Origin of the sequence: Helicobacter sp. 12S02232-10, from assembly GCF_002272895.1 — a bacterium.
Lineage (GTDB): Bacteria > Campylobacterota > Campylobacteria > Campylobacterales > Helicobacteraceae > Helicobacter_J.
In genome coordinates this window covers 97948-122534 of sequence record NZ_MLAQ01000002.1, presented here as the reverse complement: position 1 = coordinate 122534, position 24587 = coordinate 97948, and the positions used below count along the sequence as shown (strand labels likewise).

General features: G+C 35.0%; 25 protein-coding genes. 19 read left to right on the top strand and 6 right to left on the bottom strand.

The features are described from left to right. Positions 1-12 precede the first annotated feature (12 nt). The 3 genes from BKH41_RS02115 to BKH41_RS02105 are packed head-to-tail and all read left to right on the top strand — an operon-like array spanning position 13 to position 4151. A complete protein-coding gene (locus BKH41_RS02115) occupies positions 13-1671 on the top strand; it encodes an MFS transporter (protein WP_095296784.1) in 1659 nt (552 codons plus the stop codon). Between the two features lie 10 nt (positions 1672-1681). Further along, positions 1682-2743 (top strand): HlyD family secretion protein, encoded by a 1062-nt coding sequence (locus BKH41_RS02110; RefSeq protein ID WP_095296783.1) that lies wholly within the window; start codon positions 1682-1684, stop codon positions 2741-2743. A gap of 1 nt (position 2744) precedes the next feature. After that, positions 2745-4151, top strand: a complete 1407-nt coding sequence (locus BKH41_RS02105) for an efflux transporter outer membrane subunit (RefSeq protein WP_095296782.1) — start codon at positions 2745-2747, stop codon at positions 4149-4151. 14 nt (positions 4152-4165) lie between these two features. On the opposite strand, the gene BKH41_RS02100 is transcribed toward BKH41_RS02105, so the two are convergent. The 4 genes from BKH41_RS02100 to rsmA are packed head-to-tail and all read right to left on the bottom strand — an operon-like array spanning position 4166 to position 8188. Then, positions 4166-4405, bottom strand: coding sequence for a DUF2443 family protein (locus BKH41_RS02100; RefSeq protein ID WP_095296781.1), 240 nt, complete (start codon positions 4403-4405; stop codon positions 4166-4168). An 8-nt stretch (positions 4406-4413) separates the two neighbouring features. Next, positions 4414-5376 (bottom strand): KpsF/GutQ family sugar-phosphate isomerase, encoded by a 963-nt coding sequence (locus BKH41_RS02095; protein ID WP_095296780.1) that lies wholly within the window; start codon positions 5374-5376, stop codon positions 4414-4416. Positions 5377-5385: 9 nt separating this feature from the next. Then, a complete protein-coding gene (locus tag BKH41_RS02090) occupies positions 5386-7401 on the bottom strand; it encodes a ribonuclease J (protein ID WP_095296779.1) in 2016 nt (671 codons plus the stop codon). Continuing rightward, on the bottom strand, positions 7391-8188 hold the full coding sequence (gene rsmA / locus BKH41_RS02085; protein ID WP_095296778.1) for a 16S rRNA (adenine(1518)-N(6)/adenine(1519)-N(6))-dimethyltransferase RsmA: 798 nt from the start codon (positions 8186-8188) through the stop codon (positions 7391-7393). Before rsmA ends, BKH41_RS02090 begins: the two co-directional genes overlap by 11 nt. A gap of 110 nt (positions 8189-8298) precedes the next feature. Between rsmA and hisF the strand changes: the two genes are divergently transcribed. The 12 genes from hisF to BKH41_RS02025 all read left to right on the top strand — a co-directional run bounded on the left by hisF (position 8299) and on the right by BKH41_RS02025 (position 20631). Further along, positions 8299-9069, top strand: a complete 771-nt coding sequence (gene hisF, locus BKH41_RS02080; protein WP_095296777.1) for an imidazole glycerol phosphate synthase subunit HisF — start codon at positions 8299-8301, stop codon at positions 9067-9069. Then, positions 9070-9615 (top strand): purine-nucleoside phosphorylase, encoded by a 546-nt coding sequence (locus tag BKH41_RS02075; RefSeq protein WP_095296776.1) that lies wholly within the window; start codon positions 9070-9072, stop codon positions 9613-9615. An 8-nt stretch (positions 9616-9623) separates the two neighbouring features. After that, positions 9624-10694 carry a 23S rRNA (adenine(2503)-C(2))-methyltransferase RlmN gene (gene rlmN / locus BKH41_RS02070; RefSeq protein WP_257875381.1) on the top strand — a complete coding sequence of 357 codons (1071 nt, stop codon included), beginning with the start codon at positions 9624-9626 and terminating at the stop codon, positions 10692-10694. A 136-nt stretch (positions 10695-10830) separates the two neighbouring features. Further along, positions 10831-11982 (top strand): epoxyqueuosine reductase QueH, encoded by a 1152-nt coding sequence (locus tag BKH41_RS02065; protein WP_095296774.1) that lies wholly within the window; start codon positions 10831-10833, stop codon positions 11980-11982. Positions 11983-12037: 55 nt separating this feature from the next. Beyond that, positions 12038-12493 (top strand): 3-hydroxyacyl-ACP dehydratase FabZ, encoded by a 456-nt coding sequence (fabZ, locus tag BKH41_RS02060; protein ID WP_095296773.1) that lies wholly within the window; start codon positions 12038-12040, stop codon positions 12491-12493. Between the two features lie 5 nt (positions 12494-12498). Beyond that, positions 12499-13302, top strand: coding sequence for an acyl-ACP--UDP-N-acetylglucosamine O-acyltransferase (lpxA, locus tag BKH41_RS02055; protein ID WP_095296772.1), 804 nt, complete (start codon positions 12499-12501; stop codon positions 13300-13302). After that, positions 13298-14563, top strand: a complete 1266-nt coding sequence (gene clpX, locus BKH41_RS02050) for an ATP-dependent protease ATP-binding subunit ClpX (protein ID WP_275542222.1) — start codon at positions 13298-13300, stop codon at positions 14561-14563. Before lpxA ends, clpX begins: the two co-directional genes overlap by 5 nt. Beyond that, positions 14563-15603 (top strand): rod shape-determining protein, encoded by a 1041-nt coding sequence (locus BKH41_RS02045; protein WP_095296770.1) that lies wholly within the window; start codon positions 14563-14565, stop codon positions 15601-15603. The genes clpX and BKH41_RS02045 overlap by 1 nt, the downstream gene beginning before the upstream one ends. A 19-nt stretch (positions 15604-15622) precedes the next feature. Continuing rightward, positions 15623-16444 carry a rod shape-determining protein MreC gene (gene mreC, locus BKH41_RS02040; RefSeq protein ID WP_095296769.1) on the top strand — a complete coding sequence of 274 codons (822 nt, stop codon included), beginning with the start codon at positions 15623-15625 and terminating at the stop codon, positions 16442-16444. Next, the gene (locus BKH41_RS02035; RefSeq protein WP_095296768.1) at positions 16437-18512 is read left to right on the top strand and encodes a hypothetical protein; all 2076 of its coding nucleotides are present in this window, start codon (positions 16437-16439) and stop codon (positions 18510-18512) included. The genes mreC and BKH41_RS02035 overlap by 8 nt, the downstream gene beginning before the upstream one ends. 144 nt (positions 18513-18656) lie before the next feature. Next, complete coding sequence (locus tag BKH41_RS02030) at positions 18657-19487, top strand: class I SAM-dependent methyltransferase (RefSeq protein WP_180762702.1); 831 nt, start codon at positions 18657-18659, stop codon at positions 19485-19487. Positions 19488-19491: 4 nt separating this feature from the next. Then, positions 19492-20631, top strand: a complete 1140-nt coding sequence (locus tag BKH41_RS02025; protein ID WP_095296766.1) for a glycosyltransferase — start codon at positions 19492-19494, stop codon at positions 20629-20631. Position 20632: 1 nt separating this feature from the next. On the opposite strand, the gene BKH41_RS02020 is transcribed toward BKH41_RS02025, so the two are convergent. Beyond that, complete coding sequence (locus BKH41_RS02020; RefSeq protein ID WP_095296765.1) at positions 20633-21385, bottom strand: 3'-5' exonuclease; 753 nt, start codon at positions 21383-21385, stop codon at positions 20633-20635. Then, complete coding sequence (gene rpe, locus BKH41_RS02015) at positions 21382-22020, bottom strand: ribulose-phosphate 3-epimerase (RefSeq protein ID WP_095296764.1); 639 nt, start codon at positions 22018-22020, stop codon at positions 21382-21384. Before rpe ends, BKH41_RS02020 begins: the two co-directional genes overlap by 4 nt. A 91-nt stretch (positions 22021-22111) precedes the next feature. Here rpe and BKH41_RS02010 point away from each other — a divergent pair, with 91 nt between their 5' ends. The 4 genes from BKH41_RS02010 to BKH41_RS01995 are packed head-to-tail and all read left to right on the top strand — an operon-like array spanning position 22112 to position 24581. After that, the gene (locus BKH41_RS02010; RefSeq protein ID WP_095296763.1) at positions 22112-22945 is read left to right on the top strand and encodes a class 1 fructose-bisphosphatase; all 834 of its coding nucleotides are present in this window, start codon (positions 22112-22114) and stop codon (positions 22943-22945) included. Continuing rightward, positions 22938-23141, top strand: coding sequence for a hypothetical protein (locus BKH41_RS02005; RefSeq protein ID WP_095296762.1), 204 nt, complete (start codon positions 22938-22940; stop codon positions 23139-23141). Before BKH41_RS02010 ends, BKH41_RS02005 begins: the two co-directional genes overlap by 8 nt. Beyond that, a complete protein-coding gene (locus tag BKH41_RS02000) occupies positions 23138-24226 on the top strand; it encodes a DUF354 domain-containing protein (protein ID WP_095296761.1) in 1089 nt (362 codons plus the stop codon). Before BKH41_RS02005 ends, BKH41_RS02000 begins: the two co-directional genes overlap by 4 nt. Continuing rightward, complete coding sequence (locus BKH41_RS01995; protein WP_095296760.1) at positions 24219-24581, top strand: DCC1-like thiol-disulfide oxidoreductase family protein; 363 nt, start codon at positions 24219-24221, stop codon at positions 24579-24581. Before BKH41_RS02000 ends, BKH41_RS01995 begins: the two co-directional genes overlap by 8 nt. The last annotated feature ends 6 nt before the right edge of the window (positions 24582-24587 follow it).

The window sequence follows — 24587 nt, the reverse complement described above, 5'->3', positions numbered from 1 at the left end:
GGTACCAAAACGATGAAATACTCTCAAAATCTCAATGAGATTCTTAGACCAAATGAAATGCCAATGTTCTGGGGTTCTTTGGCAAAACCCGATTTACCTCCTAAAATACGCTTAGTTTATGCACTCGGATGGATTGTTGTACTTTTTGCTGCAGGACTGCAAAACAATATGGTGATTGCTAATATTTATGAAATTCAGGGAAATTTAGGGCTCACTCCCGCACAAGGAACCATCATCACAGCTGCCTATTATATGGGATATGCTTGGATGAGTGTCGTTCTTTTTAAAATGCGCCAACAATTTGGGATGAAAATATTTTTTAGTTTTGCCCTCACGATTTTAGTGGTAGTCCACGGGATACAGATCCTTTATGAAGATTTTTATATAGCTGCTATCACGAGATTTTTAAATGGTCTAGTGGGCAGTAGCCTGACTACTTTATGTGTTTATTATGTTCTTCAAATGCTTCCTCCTAAAAAAAGTTACCTTACAATGTGCTTGAGCATCGGCTTAATACAAGTTGGATCTTCTGGTGCAAGATGGATGCTACCCTACTTAATGATCAATGAAAATGCCCACCTAGCAATTTTTATCGATATGGGCACAACTCTATTTGTTTTGGTTACTTATTTGCTCATTGAGCTTCCTCCATCTCAAACAGGAAAATCCTTTTCTTTAAGAGATGCACCTTCAATTCTTTTTTATGCAACTGGAACTGCAATACTTTGTCTGATTTTCAGTATCGGTAATACCATCTGGTGGAATCAGCCTTGGATAGCTTATGGTTTATGTATAGCAATATCCTGCTTCATATTATTTTTTATCCTAGAGCACTATCGGGAAAAGCCTTTAATTAATTTTTCTTTCATTGGTAAATTTCAAGTTCTCAGACTTTGTTTAGCTGCTGCATTTGCTCGTATGTGTTTAGCAGAACAAACTACAGGTGCCACAGGTTTATTCAAAAATGTATTGGGCTATACGGATTATCAACTCATACCTTATTATGGAGTCATTACACTTGGAGCGTTATTTGGAGGTCTGTCTTGCATTGCTGTAATGAGTTATAAACGAACCGGTCTGATTATGGTCATTTCTTTTGCTATGCTAATTGTCGGCTCATTTGCTTCAACAGGGCTTTCTCCATCAGTTATGCCCTCCAATCTCTACTTTTCTCAATTTTTAATTGCTGCTTCAAGTGTATTTTTTATCGGGCCATTATTTTCAGAAGGTATGACTATTTCACTGCCACGGGGAGGAAATTATGTTATTACATTTATTGTTATATTCGGCTTTTCTCAAAGCGTATTTGGCTTGCTAGGTTCAGCACTTATAGGGTATTTTATAAAAGTTTCAACCTCAACGCATCTTCAAAATCTCATCAACCATTCTCCTGATACAAGTGCATTAAACACACTCATTCCAAACCTGTCTGCAGAGCTAAATAAACAAGCTGGCGTGCTTGCTTATAATGATTTATTTTATATTATAGGTTTGAGTGCTGGAGCAATATTTGTCCTATTGACAATCCATTGGATCTACTATATGTTTTTAAAAACAACGCCGATTGATCGAGAATTAGATATTTTAGCCCGCAGAAGTGTTAATAAAAATTTAAAAACACAAGTTTTTATGCAAGAATTGGAAACTAAAACGCATAAAAATCAGTCTTAAAGGAAAGTTTATGCCATTTTCAAAACCATGGAGACCAAAAAAACCGACTTTATTCACTGCCATCATCGCTGCTTTTATTTTAATTTGTGCAATTTTAGCCATCCTATATGCTTGGGAATTGCCTCCATTTTTTAGAGGCATCATCAGTACTAATGATGCTTATATCCAATCTAAAGTAACGCTCATATCTCCACGAGTGAGTGGCTATGTGACTGAAATATATGTTAAAGATTTTGAAATGGTAAAGGCTGGGGAACCGATTTTACAAATCGATAAACAGATCTTTGTTCAAAAGGTTAATGAAGCCCAAGCTAATCTTGAAAGTACGGAAGCTGCTCTAATGAGCTATAAGCAAAATTATCAATTGCGTCAAGCAAATGTGAATGAAAAAAAAGCCATCATTGGCACCAATGAAGCCACTTATGATAATGCCTTTGCCCAAAACGAACGTGTGGCAAAACTCGTCAAAAACGGATCATTAAGCCAAAGAGAATATGAAGATACTCAAACAGCTCTCAAAAAAGCGCAATACGCCCTAGAAGAATCAAAAGCTCAATATAACAAAGCTGTACAAGATTTAGAAGCTTATCAAATCAGCAAATCTGCTCTTGAAGCCGATGTAAAAAGAGCTAGCGCACTTTTGGAATTAGCCAAAATCGATTTGGGTTATTCATTGATTAAAGCGCCTGTTGATGGCCAACTCAGCCAAGTTGGGGCAAGATTGGGGCAATTTGTCGCACAAGGCACCCCTTTAACCTTTTTAATACCAAATCTAAAATGGGTACAAGCAAATTTTAAAGAAACCAAAATGAAAAATGTCAAAATAGGACAGAATGCAACCTTTAGTGTCGATGCACTAGGAGGAGCAGTGTTGCAAGGAGTAGTGGAGAGAATTTCTCCCGCAACTGGAAGTGAATTTAGTCCGATTAAAGTAAATAACGCCACAGGTAACTTTATCAAAGTCATTCAAAGAATCCCCGTTCGTATCCGGATTGATGAGAACAATCCACTCTCAAAAAGACTCAAGCCGGGTATGAGTGTCATAGCCACAATCCACGTGCAAAAGGATTAAAATGCACTCCAAGCAAATCATTAGGATTTTAGGACTGGGCATCTTGCTCTGCTCTTGTTCCCTAAAAATTCCTGAAATTCCTAAAGATGCTAAAGTCAGCATTGAGATTGATGAGACTGCAAATGAAAAAATCAATAAAGATTGGTGGAAAAACTTTGAAGATAAAGATTTACTCTTTTTAATAGAGAAAGCAAGAGGCTACAACAGCGATAACCAAATTTCTCAAACACATATACAACAGGCTCTTGGAGCGCTTAAAATTGCTAAATCAACCCTATTTCCAAGTCTGAGCTTCAGTGCAAACCCTCAATATACTCAAAATCCTATGACCCCACTTTTTGGTTTCACCACTCCTATTGGAGTTTTGGATCCTTCATTGAATATTTCTTATCATTTTGATTTTTTCAAAAGAGATGCCAATGAACGAAAAAATAAACTTTATCAGACACAAGCTATAATCGCACAAAATTATGCAACAAAATTATCCATTGACGCAATAGTGGCAAAAACCTACATCAATTTAGTCGCACTTAAAGATCGCCTTAAGCTATTAGAAGATACCTTGAAAGCAAGAAAAATTCAATTGGAAATCTCTCAAGACAAAGTAATAGCAGGTTATACTAGCGGGTATGACAGCCAACAAGCAAAAATCCAATACGAAGCAGCAAAATCTCAAATAGCCCCCACGCAACTCGCAATTATCGAAACTGAAGATGCCCTCGAAGAACTCACAGGCGTGCGTGCAAAGGATTTAAAAACAGCTCAAAGCCTCAAACAAATCAATCAGCCTACCTTGCCTGATAAAATTCCCTCCTCAATCTTGAGAAACAGACCTGATATTGCTTATGCAGAATTTGAACTAGCTGCAAGCAGTGCAGCTCTTTCCAAAGCTAGAGCAAATTTTTTACCCGATTTTAATCTAATTGCCAATATTGGAGCCTTTATGGTTTCAAGTTTTACGGGAACTTCAGCTCTGATTCCTGTAGGTGCTTTGGGAGCAAGCATTTTAGCACCTATTTTTGAAGGAGGAAAACTTAAGGGAGAATTTGCCGTAGCAAATGCACAAAGAGATGAGGCTGCCTACACCTATAAAAAAATTGTCCTGAATGCTCTCAAAGAAATAAAAGATGCACAAGCTGGAATTGAATGGATTGCAAAACAACAGATTTCCCTAAATGAAGAACATAAAGCATCACTAAAAACTTTGGAATATGCAAACAGCAGATATAGCAGCGGCTATTCCTCTTATCTTGAAGTTGTTGATGCGGAACGCTCGCTTTTAGAGCTTGAAGTTCAAATCATCAATCTCAAAGCTGCATATATTGAATCACTCGTCAATCTTTATCACGCTCTTGGCAGTGGTTTTAATACTGATGAAGTCAAAATACCCGATTTAAAAAAGAAATAAAGAGGTTGTTTTAATCAAAACACAAGCAATTCTCTTTTGAGCTTATTTAAAGCATCAATCTGCTTTTTTAGGGCATCGATTTGTTCATTGATTTGAGAAAATAAAGCAATACTCAAACCTTCAGGCATATCCTGCGAACCTCTTTTAATCATAATATAATCAACTAAAGTGATCTTTGCCATATTGAGCAAAATTTGAATCTCATCCCTAATGGATTCAATATTTCTAAAAATCTCATCTATCTTTTCAAACATTTTTTTTCCTATTTGATTCCCGCACTGATGAGGGTATGCAGATGAAGAGCACCTTGCACATTCTTGTTTTTATCTGTAACCACAAGCAATTGAATTTTATTGTTTTCAACAAATGTAAGCGCATCTATGGCAAGCAAATCCGCATTATCACAATACTTTGGATTTTCTGAAGCATACAAAATAACAGGATCATTTAAACTAAAGTTTTCGCGCATCATTGCCCGACGCAAATCTCCATCACTCAGCACCCCAACTAACTTCCCATCTTTAACAATAATAGCATTCCCAAGTCTTGCTTCACTCATTTTAATCACTGCCTCTTTGAGGCTCATTTCAGGTTCAATAAAAGGCAAATCTTTTGTTTGCATTAAATCTTTTATTTTTACAAACAATCTTTTCCCCAAACTCCCACCTGGATGAAAAGAGGCAAAATCATTTTTGGAAAATCCTTTTTTCTTCATCAAGCAAACAGCTAAAGCATCCCCAAGTGCAAGAGTCAAAGTGGTTGAACTTGTCGGGGCGATACCCAATGGGCAAGCTTCTTTAGAAATATTAATAGGAATAAAATAATCGCCCATTCTTGAAACTGAACTGTGTGCATCTTTACTCATAGTAATCACCCCCGCGCCAAGACGTTTCAAATGAGGTAAAATCGCTATAAGCTCTTCACTTTCCCCGCTATAGCTGATAGCAAGCACAATATCTTCTTTCTCTACCATACCCAAATCCCCGTGCATCGCCTCAGTAGGGTGCAAAAAAAAGCTAGGTGTTCCCGTGCTAGCAAGAGTAGCTGCAATTTTAGCTCCCACTAACCCGCTTTTCCCTACGCCACAAACAATCAACTTTCCTTTCGACTCAAAAATCATCGAAACAATGCCATCCCAATCTGTTTCCAAACAATGGCAAGCTCCATCAAGCAATTCTTTAGCTTCAATCTCAAGAACCTCTTTGGCAATAAGCGCAAATTTCATAGCACCTCCTCAAGATACAAACACATTACTTACAATTGTCGGATATTTTTTAAGTTTTTTAAACAAAAGCTTTCTAGTTAGATTTCTCACTTCGTTTTCTAAAGTTTTTTGATTTGTCAAAACTTCTCTTTTAGCTGTCTTTATATACATTTCCAAAGCATTTTCGATTTCTTTGGCAAGTTCTTTTTCTTCTTTGAAATTCGCAATCCCTAAGGTTATTATTCTGGTATCTTTAAGGAGTTTTTGCTCTTGTGCGGAAACAAAAGCCGTAACTACAGCCATACCGCATTCTGCCAACCCTTGTCTGTCTAAAACAACATTGTTATCAATTTGCCTATTTACCTGATTATCTATGTAGGTCTTGCCACTTTTGATGGTACGTACTTTTCGGATATAGCTCGGATTCACCTCAATTTGATCCCCATCCTCCATTAAATAAATATTTTTTTCAGGTACCCCACATTTAATAGCAGTATCGCGATGTTTAGCAACGTGGTTGTATTCTCCGTGAACAGGTAAGAAAAATTTTGGCTTAATAAGCCTTAACATCAATTTTTGTTCTTCTTGAGCGGCGTGACCACTAACGTGAATCTCGCTAAAATCTTGATAAGCTACTCGTGCCCCTGATTTCATCAAAAAATTCAAAACGGTTGAAACCGAACCTTCATTTCCTGGGATCGCTTTAGCTGAAATAATCACCATATCCGTAGGCTTAATCTTGATATGACGGTGCTCATCAGTCGCCATTCGATAAAGCGCGCTCATTGTTTCTCCTTGAGAACCTGTTGTAACAATAAGAATTTCTTCATCGGGATATTTACTCACTTCGTGAGCCTCAATAAATATATTATGAGGTAAATCAATATAACCCAATTCTCTTGCTATATCAAGATTTTTTTCCATCGAACGCCCAATAACGGCAACCTTTCGATTGTATTTGATCCCATAAGTAATTGCTTGATAAACACGATGAATATTAGAAGAAAAAGTACTCATAATCACTCTGCCTTCTGCACTTTTAAATAAAGCATCAAACGTAGGTCCTACGCTTGCTTCACTAGGAGTAACACCAGGCTTATGAGAATTGGTAGAGTCACTAAGCAATAACATCACACCCTCTTCTCCATAATGTGCTAATCGGTGCAAATCAGTTGGGAGATTATCAATCGGGGTATGATCGATTTTAAAATCTCCTGTATGGATAATAATCCCAGCTTCAGTTCTGATTGCCAAAGCAGAGGCGTCAATGATAGAGTGGGTTATATGGATCCATTCTATTTCAAAATCGCCTATTTTTATCGGGTGACGTTTTTCGACAATTTTAAAAAATGAACGGTATTTTTTTAACCCGTGCTCATCAAACTTATTCCCTATCATTCCAAGCGCAAGAGGAGTACCATACAAAGGAAATTGCATTTGTTTATACAAATAAGGGACTGCCCCAATATGATCTTCGTGAGCGTGAGTGATCACAACGCCAGCAATTTTATCTTTAATTGCATATAGATAGCTGAAATCAGGTATCAAGATATCCACTCCGTGCATATTCTCCTCAGGAAAACTCATCCCCACATCAATGATGATTGCAGAAGTTTCAGTTTCCATTACCATCATATTCCCGCCTATCTCACCCAATCCTCCAAGAGGAGTAATGCGCACTCTAGATTTTGTATTGAGATTGAGTTTATAGTGAGGATTAAGGCTATTTTTTTGAATGCGCGTGTTGGTTTCAACCCCTTTTTTAAGATCTTTATGGAAACCTAAATTTCCCCTTTCATTCACACTTTGCACGTCTCTAACGCCGTTTTTAGATTCAATAGTATTATTTTGAGGGGTATTGGGATTTGTATTTTTATTTTTCCCTATCCATTTTCTAGGTCTTGGCTGAGTGTTTTCTACATTTGCGTTATTGGCATCGTTATTTTCTTGAGGTTTCTTAAAACGTGGTTTAAAAAACCTTCTTTTTTGTCCCTCTTTCGGGGAGGATGGTGTTTGATTGACATTTTCGTTATTATTATTTTCCATATTTTTCTGCCTTTAGATTTTCAAATATTTGGTGATAAGTCGCTGTTGTAATTTCGTGTGCTCTAATATTGTCTTCAATGCCCAATTTTTCAAATAATTTTTGCAAACTTTGCTTATCATATCCATTTGCAAGATTGCTTAATAATTTTTTTCTAGGAGAGCAAAAACAGATTTTAAGAAACTCTTCAAATCCTTCTTTTAAACAATTTCCATTTTTTCTCATCATAAATACAGATGAAGTAACCTTAGGTACAGGATCAAAAGCCTCTTTTGGAACATCAAAGAGCATTTGGGCAACTCCAAGCGTTTGGGTTATAACGCTTAAAGCACAAAAATTTCTCTCCTTGCTTTGAGCGCAAAACTTCTGGGCAACTTCTTTTTGAGTCATTACCACAAAACCTTTGCATTGAATGTCTCTCAATGTTTTCAATAAAATAATGGAGGCAATATAATAAGGCAGATTGGAAATCAAAACATACTCCTGATCATCTAACCAACCCTTAATATTAGGCAACTCCAAAACATCCTGACAAATCAATTCAAAATCTCCGGAAATAGTAAAACTATTATACTTTTGCCCAAGAAAAGAACACAAATCTCTATCGACTTCATAAGCCTTGAGTTTATAAAACTCAAGCAACTTATCTGTTAAATCACCCAAGCCAACCCCAATTTCTATCAGTTTTTCACCTTGCCACACATTGGGAATGGATTGGACAATCCTACCGACATACACAGTATCTTTTAAAAAATTTTGTCCAAACTGCTTTTTGGCTCTATAGTGTATGGCTCATCTCCATAAAAATTTGTCTGCATTTTATCCATTTTTTTATGATTTGTAAATAGTGAAGTTAAGGTAAGAAATATTATAATAATCCAATGATTATGGAGAAAACTATGACCCCTTTTGCAAAACGTATTATCCCCTGTCTGGATATTCATAACGAAAAAGTTGTCAAAGGTATTAATTTTGTCGGTTTGAAAGATATGGGCGATCCTGCTGCAATGGCAAAAAAATATAATGATGCAGGTGCAGATGAATTAGTCTTACTTGATATCAGTGCAACCCATCAAAACCGCAATCCGATGATCAATACCATCAAATCAGTTGCAAAAGTTACTTTTATACCTTTGACAGTAGGAGGAGGCATAAAAAATCTTCAAGATATCTATTATCTTCTTGAAGCAGGAGCAGATAAAATCAGTCTCAATAGTGCAGCTATTAGAAATCCTAAACTCATCACAGAAAGTGCCACACGATTTGGCACTCAATGCGTCGTAATAGCCATTGATGTCAAAAAACATTTAACATTACCAGATAAATGGGAGGTTTATATACAAGGAGGCAGGGAAAATACAGGCAAAGATTTATGCGAATGGGTCAAGGAATGTTATGAAAGAGGAGCAGGAGAGATTTTACTGACTAGTATGGACACAGATGGAACAAAAACCGGCTATGATTTAAAAGCCCTTGAAAGTATTAGAAAACTTGTAAATATTCCCATTATTGCCAGTGGCGGAGCAGGAAAAAAAGAACATATTTTAGAAGTTTTTAGAAATAATATTGCTGATGGAGCACTGGCTGCGAGTATTTTCCATTTTGATGAAATCAAGATTGATGAGCTTAAAAATTATCTCAATCAGAATAAAATTTCTGTAAGGATTTAGATGTTTATTTGTGCAGGAAAATCCGAAAGTTTTAGTTTTGCTAAATCTATCGGTATTGGCTTAGTCGAGAGTGCTTTAAATCTTAGTAAAATTTGTAGCTATGAATTTGTCGATTCTTTGATATTTATTGGCAGTGCCGGATCGTATAATCCCCAAATTCCTCTTTTTGAAATTTTTTCAAGCACTTGTGCCACACAAATAGAAGCAAGTTATGTTTATCATCAAAGCTATACGCCCATTGACAATCAGATCAAAACTGAATCTCAAAAAGTTCCACGTGAAACAAAAAAATCAATCGTCAATTCCAGTAATTATATCCATACAAATTCAGATTTTTCAAAAAAAATGCTTGATGCTGGAATAATGCTTGAAAATATGGAGTTTTTCTCTGTTTTAAAAGTGGCTCAAGATTTTGACATAGAATGTTGTGGGATTTTTTGCGTTACTAATTATTGCAATGAGAATGCACATCAAGATTTCTTATCAAACCATCAAAAAGCAAAAGAAATCCTTGAGACCTATATTCGAAAAAATTATTTCTTATGAGCATAACAATGAAAAAAAATATTTATGACTACACATTGAAAGAACTTCAAGAGAAGCTTCAACCGTCGTTTCGTGCGAAACAAATTTATCAATGGCTCTATATTCGATATGAAAATACATTTTCAAAGATGATCAACCTCCCTCAATCAATGCGTCAAGATTTAGAAAATGAATATGAAATCAAAAATCTAAATATTATCCGTACTGAAACCAGCAAAGATGGGAGTAAAAAATATCTTTTTAAGACAAAAGACGGGCTAAGTTTTGAAAGCGTTTTGATTAAAATGAGGGATAAAAAACTCAATTCAAATGGACAAATCATTGAAAGCGAAAAATGGACTTGTTGTCTCTCAAGTCAAATAGGATGTAAAGTAGGTTGTGCATTTTGTTACACGGCAAAAGGCGGTTTTGTAAGAAATCTCAGCAGTGGCGAAATCGTAGAACAAGTCGTCCAAATCAAAAAAGACAATTCAATCGCTCCTGAAAAGCGAATCAATATTGTTTATATGGGTATGGGGGAACCCCTGAATAATATGCAAAATGTAACCCACGCTATTGAAATTTTATCCGAACTTGATGGATTATCCATATCTGCAAGGAGACAAACAATTTCAACAAGCGGGATTGCTCCTAAAATTATAGAATTAGGCAAACTGAACTTGGGTGTCCAACTTGCAATTTCACTACACGCTGTAGATGACGAACTTAGAAGCAAACTCATTCCAATGAATAAAGCATATAATATCGAAAGTGTCATCCAAGCTGTAAAAAATTTCCCCGTAGATGAAAGAAAAAAAATTATGTTTGAATACTTAGTCATCAAAGACATTAACGACAATATTCAAAGCGCTAAAAAACTTTTGAAACTCCTTGATGGCATCAAAGCAAAAGTCAATTTGATCTTGTTTAACCCTCACGAAGGATCTCAATTCCAAAGACCTGATTTAAATCAGGTAAAAAAATTTGCGGATTTTTTGATTAATAAAGGTCTTTTATGCACCATCAGAGAATCAAAAGGAATTGATATCAGCGCAGCTTGCGGGCAATTGAGAGAGAAAGAATTGTCAAAAATATTTTAAATGTTTCATATGGAACATAAAAGGAAAAATGTATGGATTTATTAGATTTATCTCTATTGATTTTTTTGATATTAGTATTTGTTATCGGGATAGGTTATTACCTCTGGTACAGTTTTAAAAAATAAGGAGTAGATCAATGCTAGTTCATATCTGTTGTTCCGTAGATAGCCATTATTTTTTAAGCGAATTACAAAAAATTTATCCAAATGAAACCTTCATCGGTTATTTCTATAACCCCAATATTCATCCAAAAAGTGAATACGATTTACGATTGCAAGATGTCAAAAGAAGTTGCGATCTGCTTGGTGTCAAATTGATTGAAGGAGAATATGACACACAAAATTGGTTTGAAGAGGTCAAAGGACTTGAATGCGAACCCGAAAAAGGTGATCGATGCACACAGTGTTTTGATATCCGTCTTGAAAAAAGTGCTTCATTAGCCAAAGAAATCAATGAAAACAAATTTACGACAACCCTGCTTTCAAGTCCGATGAAAGAGCAAGAAAAACTCTATGCACAAGGAGATATCATTGCTGAAAAAAATAATTTAGAATTCATCAAAATCAATGTGCGCGCCAATGGAGGCACACAAAAACAAAATGAAATTGCCAAAGAAAATAAACTTTACAGACAAAATTACTGCGGATGTAAATTCGCACTTGAACAACAAAGAACCAAGCAAAACAGATTTTCTCTCGAAATGATCAACCACATCGGAGCTCAAATACTTCCTGGCAGTATTGAAGAAAGATACACAACCTTCGCCCACAGAGATACACTTGAAAAACAAAACAAAGAATATATATTATCGCAAAGAAAATATTTGGTATGGAGACTACTAAATGCAAAGATCCAGCAAGGTGATGAATTTCTATCTAGTTATATCATTGCAAAATCCCAAAATAAAAAAGACGTTAGAACCGGATCAATCGTATGGATTAAGCCAAACTTATTTGAAAGCTCATCAAATTTTTATATAACAAAAGAAAAAATACACGCATATCAAACTAAAAATTACCTCGTAGGTTTCTGCAAAAAAGACGATACTATTTTTGTGCATTTAAAGCTATTGAATCTATTGCTTGATACTTCTTACAAGACAATCAAAGAGCTTTTATACAATCCTCCAAAATATGAAGATGAACTATTTTTTAGAAATATCCTATGCGGTTATGAAAGCATCAATCCAATTATCATAGTAGATAAAATTTTTTATGAAAGCATACGCGTAAATATTCAAAGCATTTTCCAAGAAGAAACAATTTTTAAAGTGATACAAAATTTGTAATTAAAATATATTTTGCTAAAATCACACATAAAAGTAATATGCATAAAGGTCTGAAATGATGGACATCAATAAAATAAAAAAAATACTCCCTCATCGATATCCAATGCTCTTGGTTGATAAAATCATCGATCTGGAAGCCAATAAAAGCATCAAGGCATACAAAAATATCACAATCAATGAAGAAGTATTCCTAGGACATTTTCCAAAGCAACCTATTTATCCTGGGGTAATGATTGTTGAAGGAATGGCTCAAGCCGGAGGTGTCTTGGCATTTATCAGCACTTGGGGAGATGATATAGCAATGGCTGAAGATAAAATCGTCTATTTTATGACTATTGACAAAGTGAAATTCCGCATACCCGTAGTCCCTGGAGATAGACTTGAATATGAGCTTAACGTCCTTAAACATAAAGGTTCTGTATGGCAATTGGAGGGAAAAGCTTTTGTCGAAGGAAAAATAGTTGCTGAAGCCGAATTAAAAGCAATGGTAGCAGATCGAGAAAAGGATTAAAAATAATGGCAAATCAAAAAAAGATAGCATCCACTGCAATTATTAAAGAAGGTGCCAAAATTGCTCAAAACGTTGAAATCGGGGATTTTTGCGTCATAGGAGAAAATGTTATAATAGAAGAAGGCTCTAAACTCTATAATAATGTAACAATTTTAGGCAATACCAAAATAGGAAAAAATAATACCATATTCCCTTATGCAGTTTTAGGAACAATCCCACAAGATTTAAAATACGAAGGCGAAGAAGTGGAATTGATTATCGGGGATAACAATCTCATTCGCGAACATTGTATGATCAATCCCGGAACCAAAGGAGGGATCAGCAAAACCATCATCGGAAACCAAAACCTTTTGATGGCATTTGTCCATATAGCTCACGACTGCATTATTGGAAACCATTGTATCCTTGCAAATAACGCTACTTTGGGCGGACATATTCTTATGGGGGATTACGTCAATATAGGGGGAATGACTCCGATTCATCAATTTGTTCGAATTGGTGATGGAGCAATGATAGCAGGCGGATCAGCACTTACTCAAGACATTCCTCCATTTTGTATGGCAGAAGGCAATCGAGCAGTTATTCGAGGGCTTAACAGACATCGTATGAGAAAGCTTTTTTCCCACGAAGATATTGATCTTATCAATCAACTTTACAAAAGATTATTTGCAGGAACAGCTCCATTAAGGGAACTTGCACAAAATGAAATTCAAAAAAATCCAAATAATGAATACACACTCAAAATATGTAATTTTATCTTACAATCAGAGCGTGGCATTCCAATCAAAAAAGGTGGTTTAGATGATTAAAGAAAAACGCTGCAGTTTTTGTGGCAAAATCGAATCGGAAAAATGCATTGTCTTCTCATCGGGCAAAGAAGGAGTGGATGCCCATATTTGTGAATTTTGCATCAAAAATTTTTATAAGATACTCACCGGAGGACAAAAAGAATTCAAACAAGATTCTCCCAAAGAAACATTTGAACTCAAAGAAATTCCTTCACCCAAAGAACTCAAAAAAGCTTTGGATGAATATGTTATCGGACAAGAAAATGCAAAAAAAGTATTTTCTGTTGCTGTCTATAATCACTATAAACGAATACTTAGCAAAAATTTTGAAGATGACGCAGATGTGGAAATCTCCAAATCTAATATTCTCCTCATCGGTCCTACAGGAAGCGGAAAAACATTGATGGCTCAAACACTAGCAAAATTCTTAAACATTCCGATTGCAATTTGTGATGCCACAAGCCTTACAGAAGCTGGCTATGTCGGAGAAGATGTGGAAAACATCTTAACTCGCCTCCTTCAAGCTGCTGATGGTGATGTAGAAAAGGCTCAAAAAGGAATTGTTTTTATTGATGAGATCGACAAAATATCAAGATTATCAGAAAATCGTTCCATCACTAGAGATGTTTCGGGTGAAGGCGTACAACAAGCGCTATTAAAAATCATTGAAGGAAGTCTTGTAAATATCCCTCCAAAAGGCGGAAGAAAGCATCCAAACCAAGATTTTATTCAGATAGATACAAGCAATATTCTTTTTATTTGTGGTGGCGCATTTGATGGGCTTACAGAGATCATCAAAAAACGATCCGTAAATAATATCTTAGGTTTTGGCAGTGAAAAAAAGACAAAAATAGAACAAGAAGATATTTTACATCTAGTTGAACCTGATGATTTGGTTAATTATGGTCTTATACCCGAACTCATTGGGAGACTCCACGTCATCACTACCTTAGAATCAATCACAAAAGATGCAATGATTGAAATTCTGACCAAACCTAAAAATGCCCTAATCAAACAATATCAAAAATTATTTAAAATTGATGATGTAGAATTGGTTTTTGAAAAAGATGCCATAGAAAAAATTGCCGAACTTGCTATTGCTAGAAAAACAGGTGCAAGGGGATTGAGAGCAATTGTTGAAGAATTTAGTACCGATATTATGTTTGATTTGCCTGAATTAAAGGGTTATGAGGTTATAATAACAAAAGACTGCGTGTCAAAAGCAAGCAAACCCCTTTTGATAAAAAAGAAAAAACTCTCTCAAAGAAATAAAGGAGCTTGATGATATTAGACAAAGTAATAGGGCTATTCTCTCACGATATAGCCATCGATCTAGGAACAGCAAACACAATCGTTTTGCTCAAAGGACAAGGAATCATTATCAACGAACCTTCAATCGTAGCTGTTAAAACAAACAAATACGATAGGGATGGGGCAATCTTGGCAGTCGGTCACGAAGCAAAAGAAATGATCGGAAAAACGCCTGGAGGAATTCAAGCCATCAGACCGATGAAAGATGGTGTAATTGCAGATTTTGATGTAACTGAAAAAATGATTCGCTATTTTATCGAAAAAGCTCACAAACGAAAATCCTTAATCCGCCCTAGAGTTATGGTCTGCGTCCCATATGGCTTAACCGGGGTAGAAAGAAAAGCCGTCAAAGAATCTGCAATGAGTGCAGGCGCACGAGAAGTATTTTTGATTGAAGAACCAATGGCTGCAGCTATTGGAGCAGGTCTTCCTGTCAGAGAGCCTCAAGGAAGCCTGATAGTCGATATTGGCGGAGGAACTACAGAAATCGGCGTGATTTCCCTTGGCGGACTTGTAATTTCTAAATCCATTCGCATAGCCGGAGATAAACTGGATGTAGCCATTGTTGATTATATCCGCAAAAAATATAATCTTCTCATTGGCGAACGCACAGGGGAAGAAATAAAAATCCAAATCGGTTCGGCTTCACCTCTAGAGGCTCCTTTGTCTATGCAAGTCAAAGGAAGAGATCAGGTAAGTGGCTTGCTTAATACCGTAGAACTCACAAGCGAAGATATTCGCGATGCCATTAAAGATCAGCTCAGGGAGATCAGTAATGCCTTAAAAAGCGTTTTAGAATCTGTGCCACCGGATTTAGCAGGCGATATTGTAGAAAATGGTATCGTATTAACAGGAGGAGGAGCGCTCATCAGAGGATTGGATAAATATCTTTCAGATATTGTAAAGCTCCCGGTGTATATCGGGAACGAACCCCTACTTGCAGTTGCAAAAGGTACGGGAAAAGCAATCGAAGAACTTGATTTATTACATCACATAGGCGCTCATGATTAATTGATGGATTCCAAATCAAATGAAGTATAAGCTACTTTCTCTTATTGTTGTTATAGTGGCTTTGCTATTTATTATTTTTGACTCAAATCAGTTCTTGCGTTCAGAAACCTTGATTTTGACTGATAAATTTAAAATCTGGTTTTTCAATACCCAAGAGACGATTAAGCTTTCTTATGAAAAATATCTCCAACAAGCTAATAGCATTGAGAAATATAAAGAAAAATTGAAAGATTATTCCAAAACACGACTTGAATTAAAAACGCTTCAAACACAATTTGAAGAATTGTCAGATTTTATCAAGCAAAAGTCCTCCAATCAAAATCCTGATTTTATTGCTACAAAAGCATTTTCATATGTGGGAATCGGAAATTATGATCGTATTTGGCTTGATTTAGATATTTCTACTTACCCTAAAAATAAGATTTTTGGAATTGTTCAAAATGGGAATGCACTTGGAATCGCCATCAACAAAAACGATAGATTGATGGGATTGTTAAACGGAGATGAAAGCTGCAGTTACGCTGTTTATATCGGGGATCAAAAAACTCCTGCAATCATCAGATACAATAGTGCCGATCCTAAAAAAATTCTCGCTGACTTTATTCCATCTTGGTTAAAAGTCAATGTAGGCGATGAGGTTACTGCAAGTGGTCTAGATGGTATCTTTACTCCAGGTATCCCTGTGGGTCAGATCACATCTGTTGCTCAAAATTATGGCTACATCACAGCAGAAGTTTCCCCTTATGCCAAAAAAAACCATCTCGGCTATATGTGGCTAATTGACACGAAGATTATCCAAACAAACTCTGATTTCCTTCATAAAGATCTAGAAAATGAATAAAAATTCTCAAAATTCCATCGAAAATATTTATTGCAATCTTTTGGAAGCAACGCAAAAAAGTCAAATCGATCGGGCTTTAAATGAGTTTCTCGGACTCCTTGAAAACTCGCCCGAAAAGCTTTTATCTAAATCTCAAAATCTCATTTCCCTCTTTAAAGACAAAATCTATGAATATGTTTTTTCAAAAGGAGAAATTTTAGAAAAATTTTATCTTTGTCTTTATGCCATTACAGAACCAAACTCCAAAACAGATCAAAGGTTTGAGCCATTCATTCGCATTTCCAAAGAAAATTTATTTTCCAAAGGAATTAGCGATGAAGAAAATATAATGCTTTTAGAATTGGGCGCTATTGCAAAGATTTTATCAGGAGATAAAAACGAAGGTATCAAATACTATATCAGAAATATTTGTCTCATTGATATGCACACCCCTTCAGCTCAAAAAAGTGCGAACTTTATTTTAAAATCTTTTGTCCTACTCCAAATCCCTTTTGAAACATTTATCCAAGCAATGGAAGAAGTCTTAGAGCCTGAAAATATTCTGCATTTAGATAGCAAACGCAGGCGTTCTGTTTTTAATTGGCAACTGCACGTATTTTGGAATGTAAAACACTTCTTCAATCATCGTGATTGGCTTAAACTCTATCCCTTGTGGGAAAAAATATTTTATGCAACACTTGAAAATACCGATTCCAAAAAAATTGACGAAGCACTTTATTTGCAATTTTTTATCTATCATATGTGCGGCAATAGCTTCACTTCTCAAGAAGATTGGAAAACATTCAATCAAAAAATCTCTCAAAAAGCCTCCCTAGTCTATAAAAAATTTGCCCAAACTTTCTCCCTGCCAAAGCTTAGCTCCCGAACCAAAATTAAAAAAACTATCGGGTTTTTAAGAGATAGATTTGTAGAAAATTCCCCCTACAAAGTCGAATACAGCTTTTTGAAAACTTTAATGCAAAATGAAGAATTCAAAAAATGCTATGAAATTAAAATATATCTGATGGGCTTTTTAGAAAAAAGCGATGATGATATACGTATCAAAGAATCTTATGAGGCTTTGGGTATCAAAATCGTAAATGTGATCGCTCCATTCAATCAAGATGGCTATTATAATTCTCATTTATCCAAAGCTCTAAGCATTAGAGAAGCTATCCTCAAAGATGAAACAGATATCCTTATTAGCCCTAACAACGGCTATGGAATTAGTGATTTTATCCTCGCTTCAAGAAGTGCTCCAAAACAAATCTTTTGGAGCCACGGGAACTTTGTCTATGATATTCCTGAAATTGATCTAAAAATTACCCATATCTGCGCCCAATCAGGAGCCCTAAAATATGAAGGATATGATTTTACAGGCATTAGTGTCAGTATGGAATCAGAATTTTACAATCCCTCCATCAAGACAGATCTAATAGAAAAAGAAAAGCTCAAATACCCCGAAGGAAAAATGATCCTTGGAGTCATCGGACGACTTACAAAAATCGATTCTCTTCCTTATCTGAAAAGTGTTATCAAGATTATGCAAAATTTTCCTGAAACGATATTTTTAGGATGCGGGACGGGAAACGTTTATGAGATCAAACAAAAAATTGCCTCTATAGATTCTGAAATTTTAAAAAGATTCTTTTTTCCTGGTTATGTCGATAGTACAATTTATGGGCATATTATTGATTTTTGGCTTGATAGCTTCCCAATGGAACAAGGCGAAAGCAAAGTAGAATTCAATGCCAAAGGTGGCATTATTTTAAATCTTTCCAAAGAAAATAAAAAAGAGCGCAAAAGCCGCATTCAAAATTGGATTGAAAAAAATTCACAAGAAGTCCAAAAAGAATGTCAAAAATCAAATATTACTCTAGAGACCCTAAGAAAAATTTGGATCGAAGACATATCTTGCATTGCCTTTGAACAAGATGAGTACATAAAAAAAGCCTCAAATATCCTAAGTCTTTCAAAAGAGCAAAAACAACAACTTTCAAACAATAGGCTTTTGTTACGAAAAATATACGACAATGTACGCAGAAACAATGGAATTGAATCTTTTTTAAAAGTAATTGAAAGTGTCTAAAATAGGAATTTTTGGGTTTGGAGAAACAGGAAAAACTTTTTCTCCTTACTTCAAGACTTAAATATTAAAAATATGATTATCTGTGATGAAAACAATGCACAACCCCCTATTACTTCTAATCCTGCTTCATTAAAAGAATGTGTAGTGATAGTGATTTGTAGTGCAAAAACAGAGCTTCAAGAAATTTTTGCCCAAAAACTCTCTAATCTCAAAATAAAAAAAGAAAAAATACGCTTTTATACCGACTGCTTTTATATTTCCTATTGGCTAAAAGACTGGATTAAAAATCATTTTGAATATAGTGATGAAGAAAAATTCATTCAAATGCTCCTATCGGACACCCCTTATTTGAAAAATCTCCAAAAAATATTTAAAAATATACTTGAAACCATTCCCAAACCTGATAAAGATGCAAGTTTTTATGATGATTTGTATCTCATCAATCAAACAAATGCAAAAACCTATAAAGAAAGCATCTATTATCTGGGGTGGGAATACGCCCAAAAAATTTTAAGCGCGTATAAAAAACCCGTTTGTGTGCTTGATATAGGTTGTGGGACAGGAGATTTCGGAAAAATGCTCTATGAAAAAAATATAAAAAACTATCTCGGGATAGACTTTAGCCTTCAAGCCTTAAAAATTGCCCGAAAAAAAATTCCTTCTTGGGAAAAAAAATTCATTCAAGAAGATATTTTCACAACCGATAAAATCACCAAAGCTTACACGCATATTTGTATTTTTGAAGTCCTTGAACACATCAATCAAGATTTAGAAATTTTAAAAAAAATACTGCCTAAAACCAATATTATTGCTTCGGTGCCAAACTTTTATTCAAAAGGTCACGTCAGAATCTTTGAAAACGAAAATGCTATCAGAAAGAGATACACTTGTTTGCTTGATTTTATAGATTTTTTTGAACTTCCTATCCAAAAAAACGGCGCTAAAATATTTTATTTTCACGCACTCAAAAAGTAACTTTATGTCAAAAATTCTCGTTTTGTGTGCTGCAAATCCTGCAACCAATCCAAGACCTCAAAGAATGATTACACTCTTAAAAAAATACCACAAAGTCTATGCAATGGGCATTAATGCCTCTGAAATAGAAAATGTAGAGGTTTTTAGCTATCCTACATATAAAAAAAGAAATTTTTTTGAAGAAATATGTCTTTATAAAAATGTCATTTTCAAAAACTGGCAAAAACTCATTGATACCAAAAATCGCTTAGAAATTCCAAAAATACTCAATCGCTATGCCTTTGACCTCATTATCTGCCACGATCTTGTACTTCTCCCCATTGTACTTAGATGTAAAAAAAATGCAAAAATTCTCTTTGATGCTAGAGAATTCTATCCTGCTCAAAACAAAACTAACTTAAGATGGAGATTTCTTTTTTCAAAATTCAACGATTATTTGTGCAAAACCTATCTTCCTCAAATTGATTGTACCATCACGGTATCAAAAGGACTTCAAGAAGCCTATAAAAAAAACTATGGAATTGAATGTAGGCTTTTTTATTCCCTCCCTCAATATCACGACTTAATACCCTCACAAATCAATCCAAATAAAATCAAAATCATCTATCACGGAGCAGCCAATCCAAACCGAAAAATAGAAAAAATGATTGAAGTCTCCAAATACCTACAAGAACGTTTTGAACTTGATTTTATGTTGATAAATACAGATGAAAACTATATGAAGTTTTTGAAAAAAAAGGTCGATAAAATCCGTCTCAAAGGGAAAAAAGTTGCCATCATCCCACCGGTAACTTATGACAAAATCATTCCTTTTACTTCCGATTATGATTTAGGGCTTTATGCCATCCCTCCAAGCACCTTAAACCTCAAACACGCCTTGCCAAACAAGTTTTTTGAATACATTCAAGCCAGACTCGGACTCATTATCACACCAAACCCTGAAATGATTCCTTTTATCCATACTTATAAAAACGGACTCATTATCAAAAATTTCAGACCAAAAACAATCGCGAATGCGATTAACGCACTTGATGAGAAACAAATCAAAAAGCTTAAAGAATGCTCAAACAAGGCAGCCAAAACCCTCAATATCAAAATGAATCAAAAGAACATAGACAACATCATCAAATTTCTATGCCCATAAATCAAAAGTTTTTCTTCCCTTTTGAAAAATCAATCAAATCTTGCGTGCTGATAATGCGCTTAGGCAACGAATATAAACAAATTTCAAAAACCTTTGAAGCACTCAAAGCATCTGCATATGCTCGGTGAGAAACAGGAATATTGATGCCTAAAAAAAGGTTTAAAAAACCTAAAGAATACCTTGGAGACAAGATAGTTCTACGAGCCAAGTCAATGGTACATATTTTAGGGTTTAAAATCTGATTTAGTCCAATCTTATCCATATGATAGCTGATGAAGCCATAATCAAAATTTACATTATGTGCTACAAAAACGCTCTCTCCCAAAAATTCCTTAAATTTTCTCAAGACTTCAGAGACTTTTGGGGCATTTTGGATTGTTTTGGCACTAATGCCAGTGAGTTCAGTAATTTTCTCCGGAATTTCTTTGGCATAAACAAAGCTTTCAAATTTACCTATCGTTTGACCGCCTTGATACTTCAATGCTCCAATTTCAATAATCGAAGAAATATCAGGCTTTGCTCCAGTAGTTTCAATATCTACAAAACAAAAAACTTGTTCTTTCCATTTTGTTTTTGATGTAGTCAAAATTATATTTTCATCCTCTTGCCTCAAAGGAAAGCCGCACGATTTTAATATTTCAAGCCCTGTTTCAGAGTCTGCATAAAGCCCCTCAATATTAGCCAAACGATTTAAAAACTCCTCTTTATTTATCGGGGCTACTTTCAGTCTGTCATAAAGCTCAGAATAATTCATCGCAAAGAAGAAATCGCTTTTTTATAATCGCTGCTGCCAAACACATAACTGCCTGCCACCACTATATCTGCCCCTGCTTGTTTGAGTGAAGCAATATTTTTATCACTCACTCCCCCATCAACTTCAATGAGGCAATTTGGATTTTTAGCAAGAATAATATTTTTAACATTTCGGACTTTTTCAATCATACTAAGAATAAATTTCTGTCCTCCAAATCCCGGATTCACGCTCATCACTAAAACCATATCAATATCAGGCAAAATATATTTGAGTAAATCTTCACTTGTATGCGGGTTTAAAACCACGCTTGGACGTATCCCCTGATTTCTGATATAAGAGATTAGGCGATGGAGATGTTTTTCCTCTTCAATATGCACGCTTATAAATTCAGGATTGCAAGGAACAAACAAATCCACAAAAAATGTAGCATTTTTAACCATCAAATGAATATCCAAAGGCTTAGAAGCAATCGCAGCAACCTTTTCAACCACAACAGGACCAATCGTCAGATTAGGCACAAAATGTCCATCCATCACATCAATATGCACATAATCACACCCCGCTTCACAAATTGAACTGACCTCTGAACCCAGATTTAAAAAGTCCGCTGATAAAATACTTGGAGCAACAAGCATAAAAACCTTTCTTAAAAATTAAAATTCTAAAAGAAAAGAATAACATAAAACCTAATAAGATATAATTTAGCCAAAAAATTTTGGAGTAAAAATGACAAAAGATTTTATCCCTTTATTGCAAAAATGTTCCCTTCAAATCCAAGATCTTTTAAAAACAACTCCTGCTTGCTATTTAAACACTACAAATACAAGTGGGGATGCGCAATTACAAATTGATGTTGCAGCCGATAAAATCATTGAAAAAGAACTGATGGGATCAAAATTCATAGCAGGTCTTTGCAGTGAGGAAAAATCTGAGGCGATTTTTAAAGACACTGGTTCATATTTGGTTGCTTATGATCCGCTCGATGGATCTTCAATCATCGATTCGAATTTAAGCGTCGGATCTATTTTTGGCATTTATGAAAAAGAATTTAAAGCAAGTGCTCTAGTGGCAAGTGCATATGTCGTCTATGGACCCAAGCTTGAATTTGTATTTGCAGATGACAAATTAACTCATTTTATTTACAATACAAACGGCTGGGAAGAAAAAAATCTTGCAACACTCAAAACTCAAGGCAAAATCAACGCTCCTGGAGGCACTCAAAAAAATTGGGATCCAAAGCACAAAAAACTCATAGAATCTCTTTTTGAAGAAGGTTATCGTTTGAGATATTCAGGTGGTATGGTTCCTGATTTGCATCAAATACTCATCAAAGGTGGAGGATTATTCAGCTATCCTGCGACTTTAGATTCCCCAAAAGGAAAACTAAGAAAACTCTTTGAGGTATTTCCCTTTGCATTCATCTATGAAAAAGCTGGAGGAGAAGCCATAGATGGGAAAAAGCGACTTCTTGAGCTTGAAATTCAAAGCTTACACGAAAGCACGCCTTGTTTTTTTGGCTCCAAAAATGAAATAGAAAAAGTGAGAAAATATTATGAGTGAAGCCCAAACGCCTAAAGATATCTGGGAAAGCAAACTTGAAGAAAAATTATTATTTTTAAAAAATTGCCAACAGGAAAAATCTCTTCAAAGCTGCTTTAAATGTGAAAAAATCTTGGATTGCCAAGTCCGAAAAGATTATGTCAAAGCCGTATATGAAAGTATGAATAAAGGACAAACTGGGGATTTTGAATTTTGATTTGGATTGATATTATTGACCCTAAATATGCTTTATTTTTTAAAAACCTCATCCCCAAGCTCCAATCCTTAGACGAAGTACTCATCACTACAAGAAAAAGCAAAGATTACAATGAATGCGCAAAGCTTTTAGAACTTTTTGAAATAGAAGCCATTGAAGTTGGAGGCTATGGCGGGGCAAGTTTGATAGGAAAATTTGAATCAAGATTACAGAGACAAAAAAATTTTTTAAAGCTCTTTAAAAAAATCGGTATTCCAAAAATTTTTATCACAGGTGCAAGTGCAGATGGAACGCAGTGTGCCTATGGATTAGGAATTCCTGTTGTCCAATTTTCTGACACACCTCTTAAAAGCGAATATTTTTCTTTAGAAAAAGTTACCCTGCTTTCTCGCCTCACATTGCCTCTAAGCTCACTCATCTTTCGCCCCTTTATTGTTCCTGAAATTTGTTATAGTGCGCTTGGAATACCTTCAAAAAATATTATCGCATACAATTTTATTGATGTAGCATTGTGGCTAAAAGATTTAGCCACAAAAAAAGATTTTAGAGAAATCTATCATATCCCCAAAAAAAGACCCTGCGTTTTAATCCGTGAAGAAGAATACAAAGCCCATTACGTCGAAAAAAAATTGACAATTATCTATGAAAGTATTGCCTTGCTTGCTTCAAAAACAGATGCGAATTTAATTTTAATGCCCCGCTATGGAAGCAAACAATTAAAAAAAGACTTTGGCAATTTAAAAAATGTCTTTATCCTAGAAGATAAACTCTTGCCAAATCAATTTTATCCCTTTATAGATGTTCTCATCGGGGGAGGGGGCACGATGAATTTGGAAGCTTGTTATTTAGGAATTCCAACCATCTCCACTCGATCTTTATTCTTATTTCACGACAAATATCTTTTGGACAACGACTTGATGAAACATTGCAAGACACCTCAAGAAGTTTGTAACGAAGTAAAAAAACTTTTGGATTCAAAAATACAAAAAGATGTTTTAAAATCAAAAGCTCAAAAATTATTTGAACCTGATAATGCTGATTTTGATGGTATTTTTAAAGAAATAAAAGCAAGATTTTATGCCTGAATTGACCTTGTATTATGATGGGGAATGCCCGATTTGCAAACAATATTCTATTTTTTTAAGGATCAAAAAAACCCACCGCTTAATCCTTAAAGATGCTAGAAAATCCCCTGAATTAAAAGCTATTTGTGAAGATAACCACATAGATATTAACGATGGTATCATATTGCTTAGTGAGACAGGAGAAGTTTTACAAGCTCAAAAAGCATTGCTTTATCTCAAAAATCTCACCACCAATCAAAATCTGATATATAAAATTTTCATTTCCAAAAGCCTCATTGGATTGGTTTATCCGCTTTTAAAAGGATTTCGAAGGCTATTGTTAAAGATACTTGGAAAAGAAACAAAAATTCATTGATCAAAG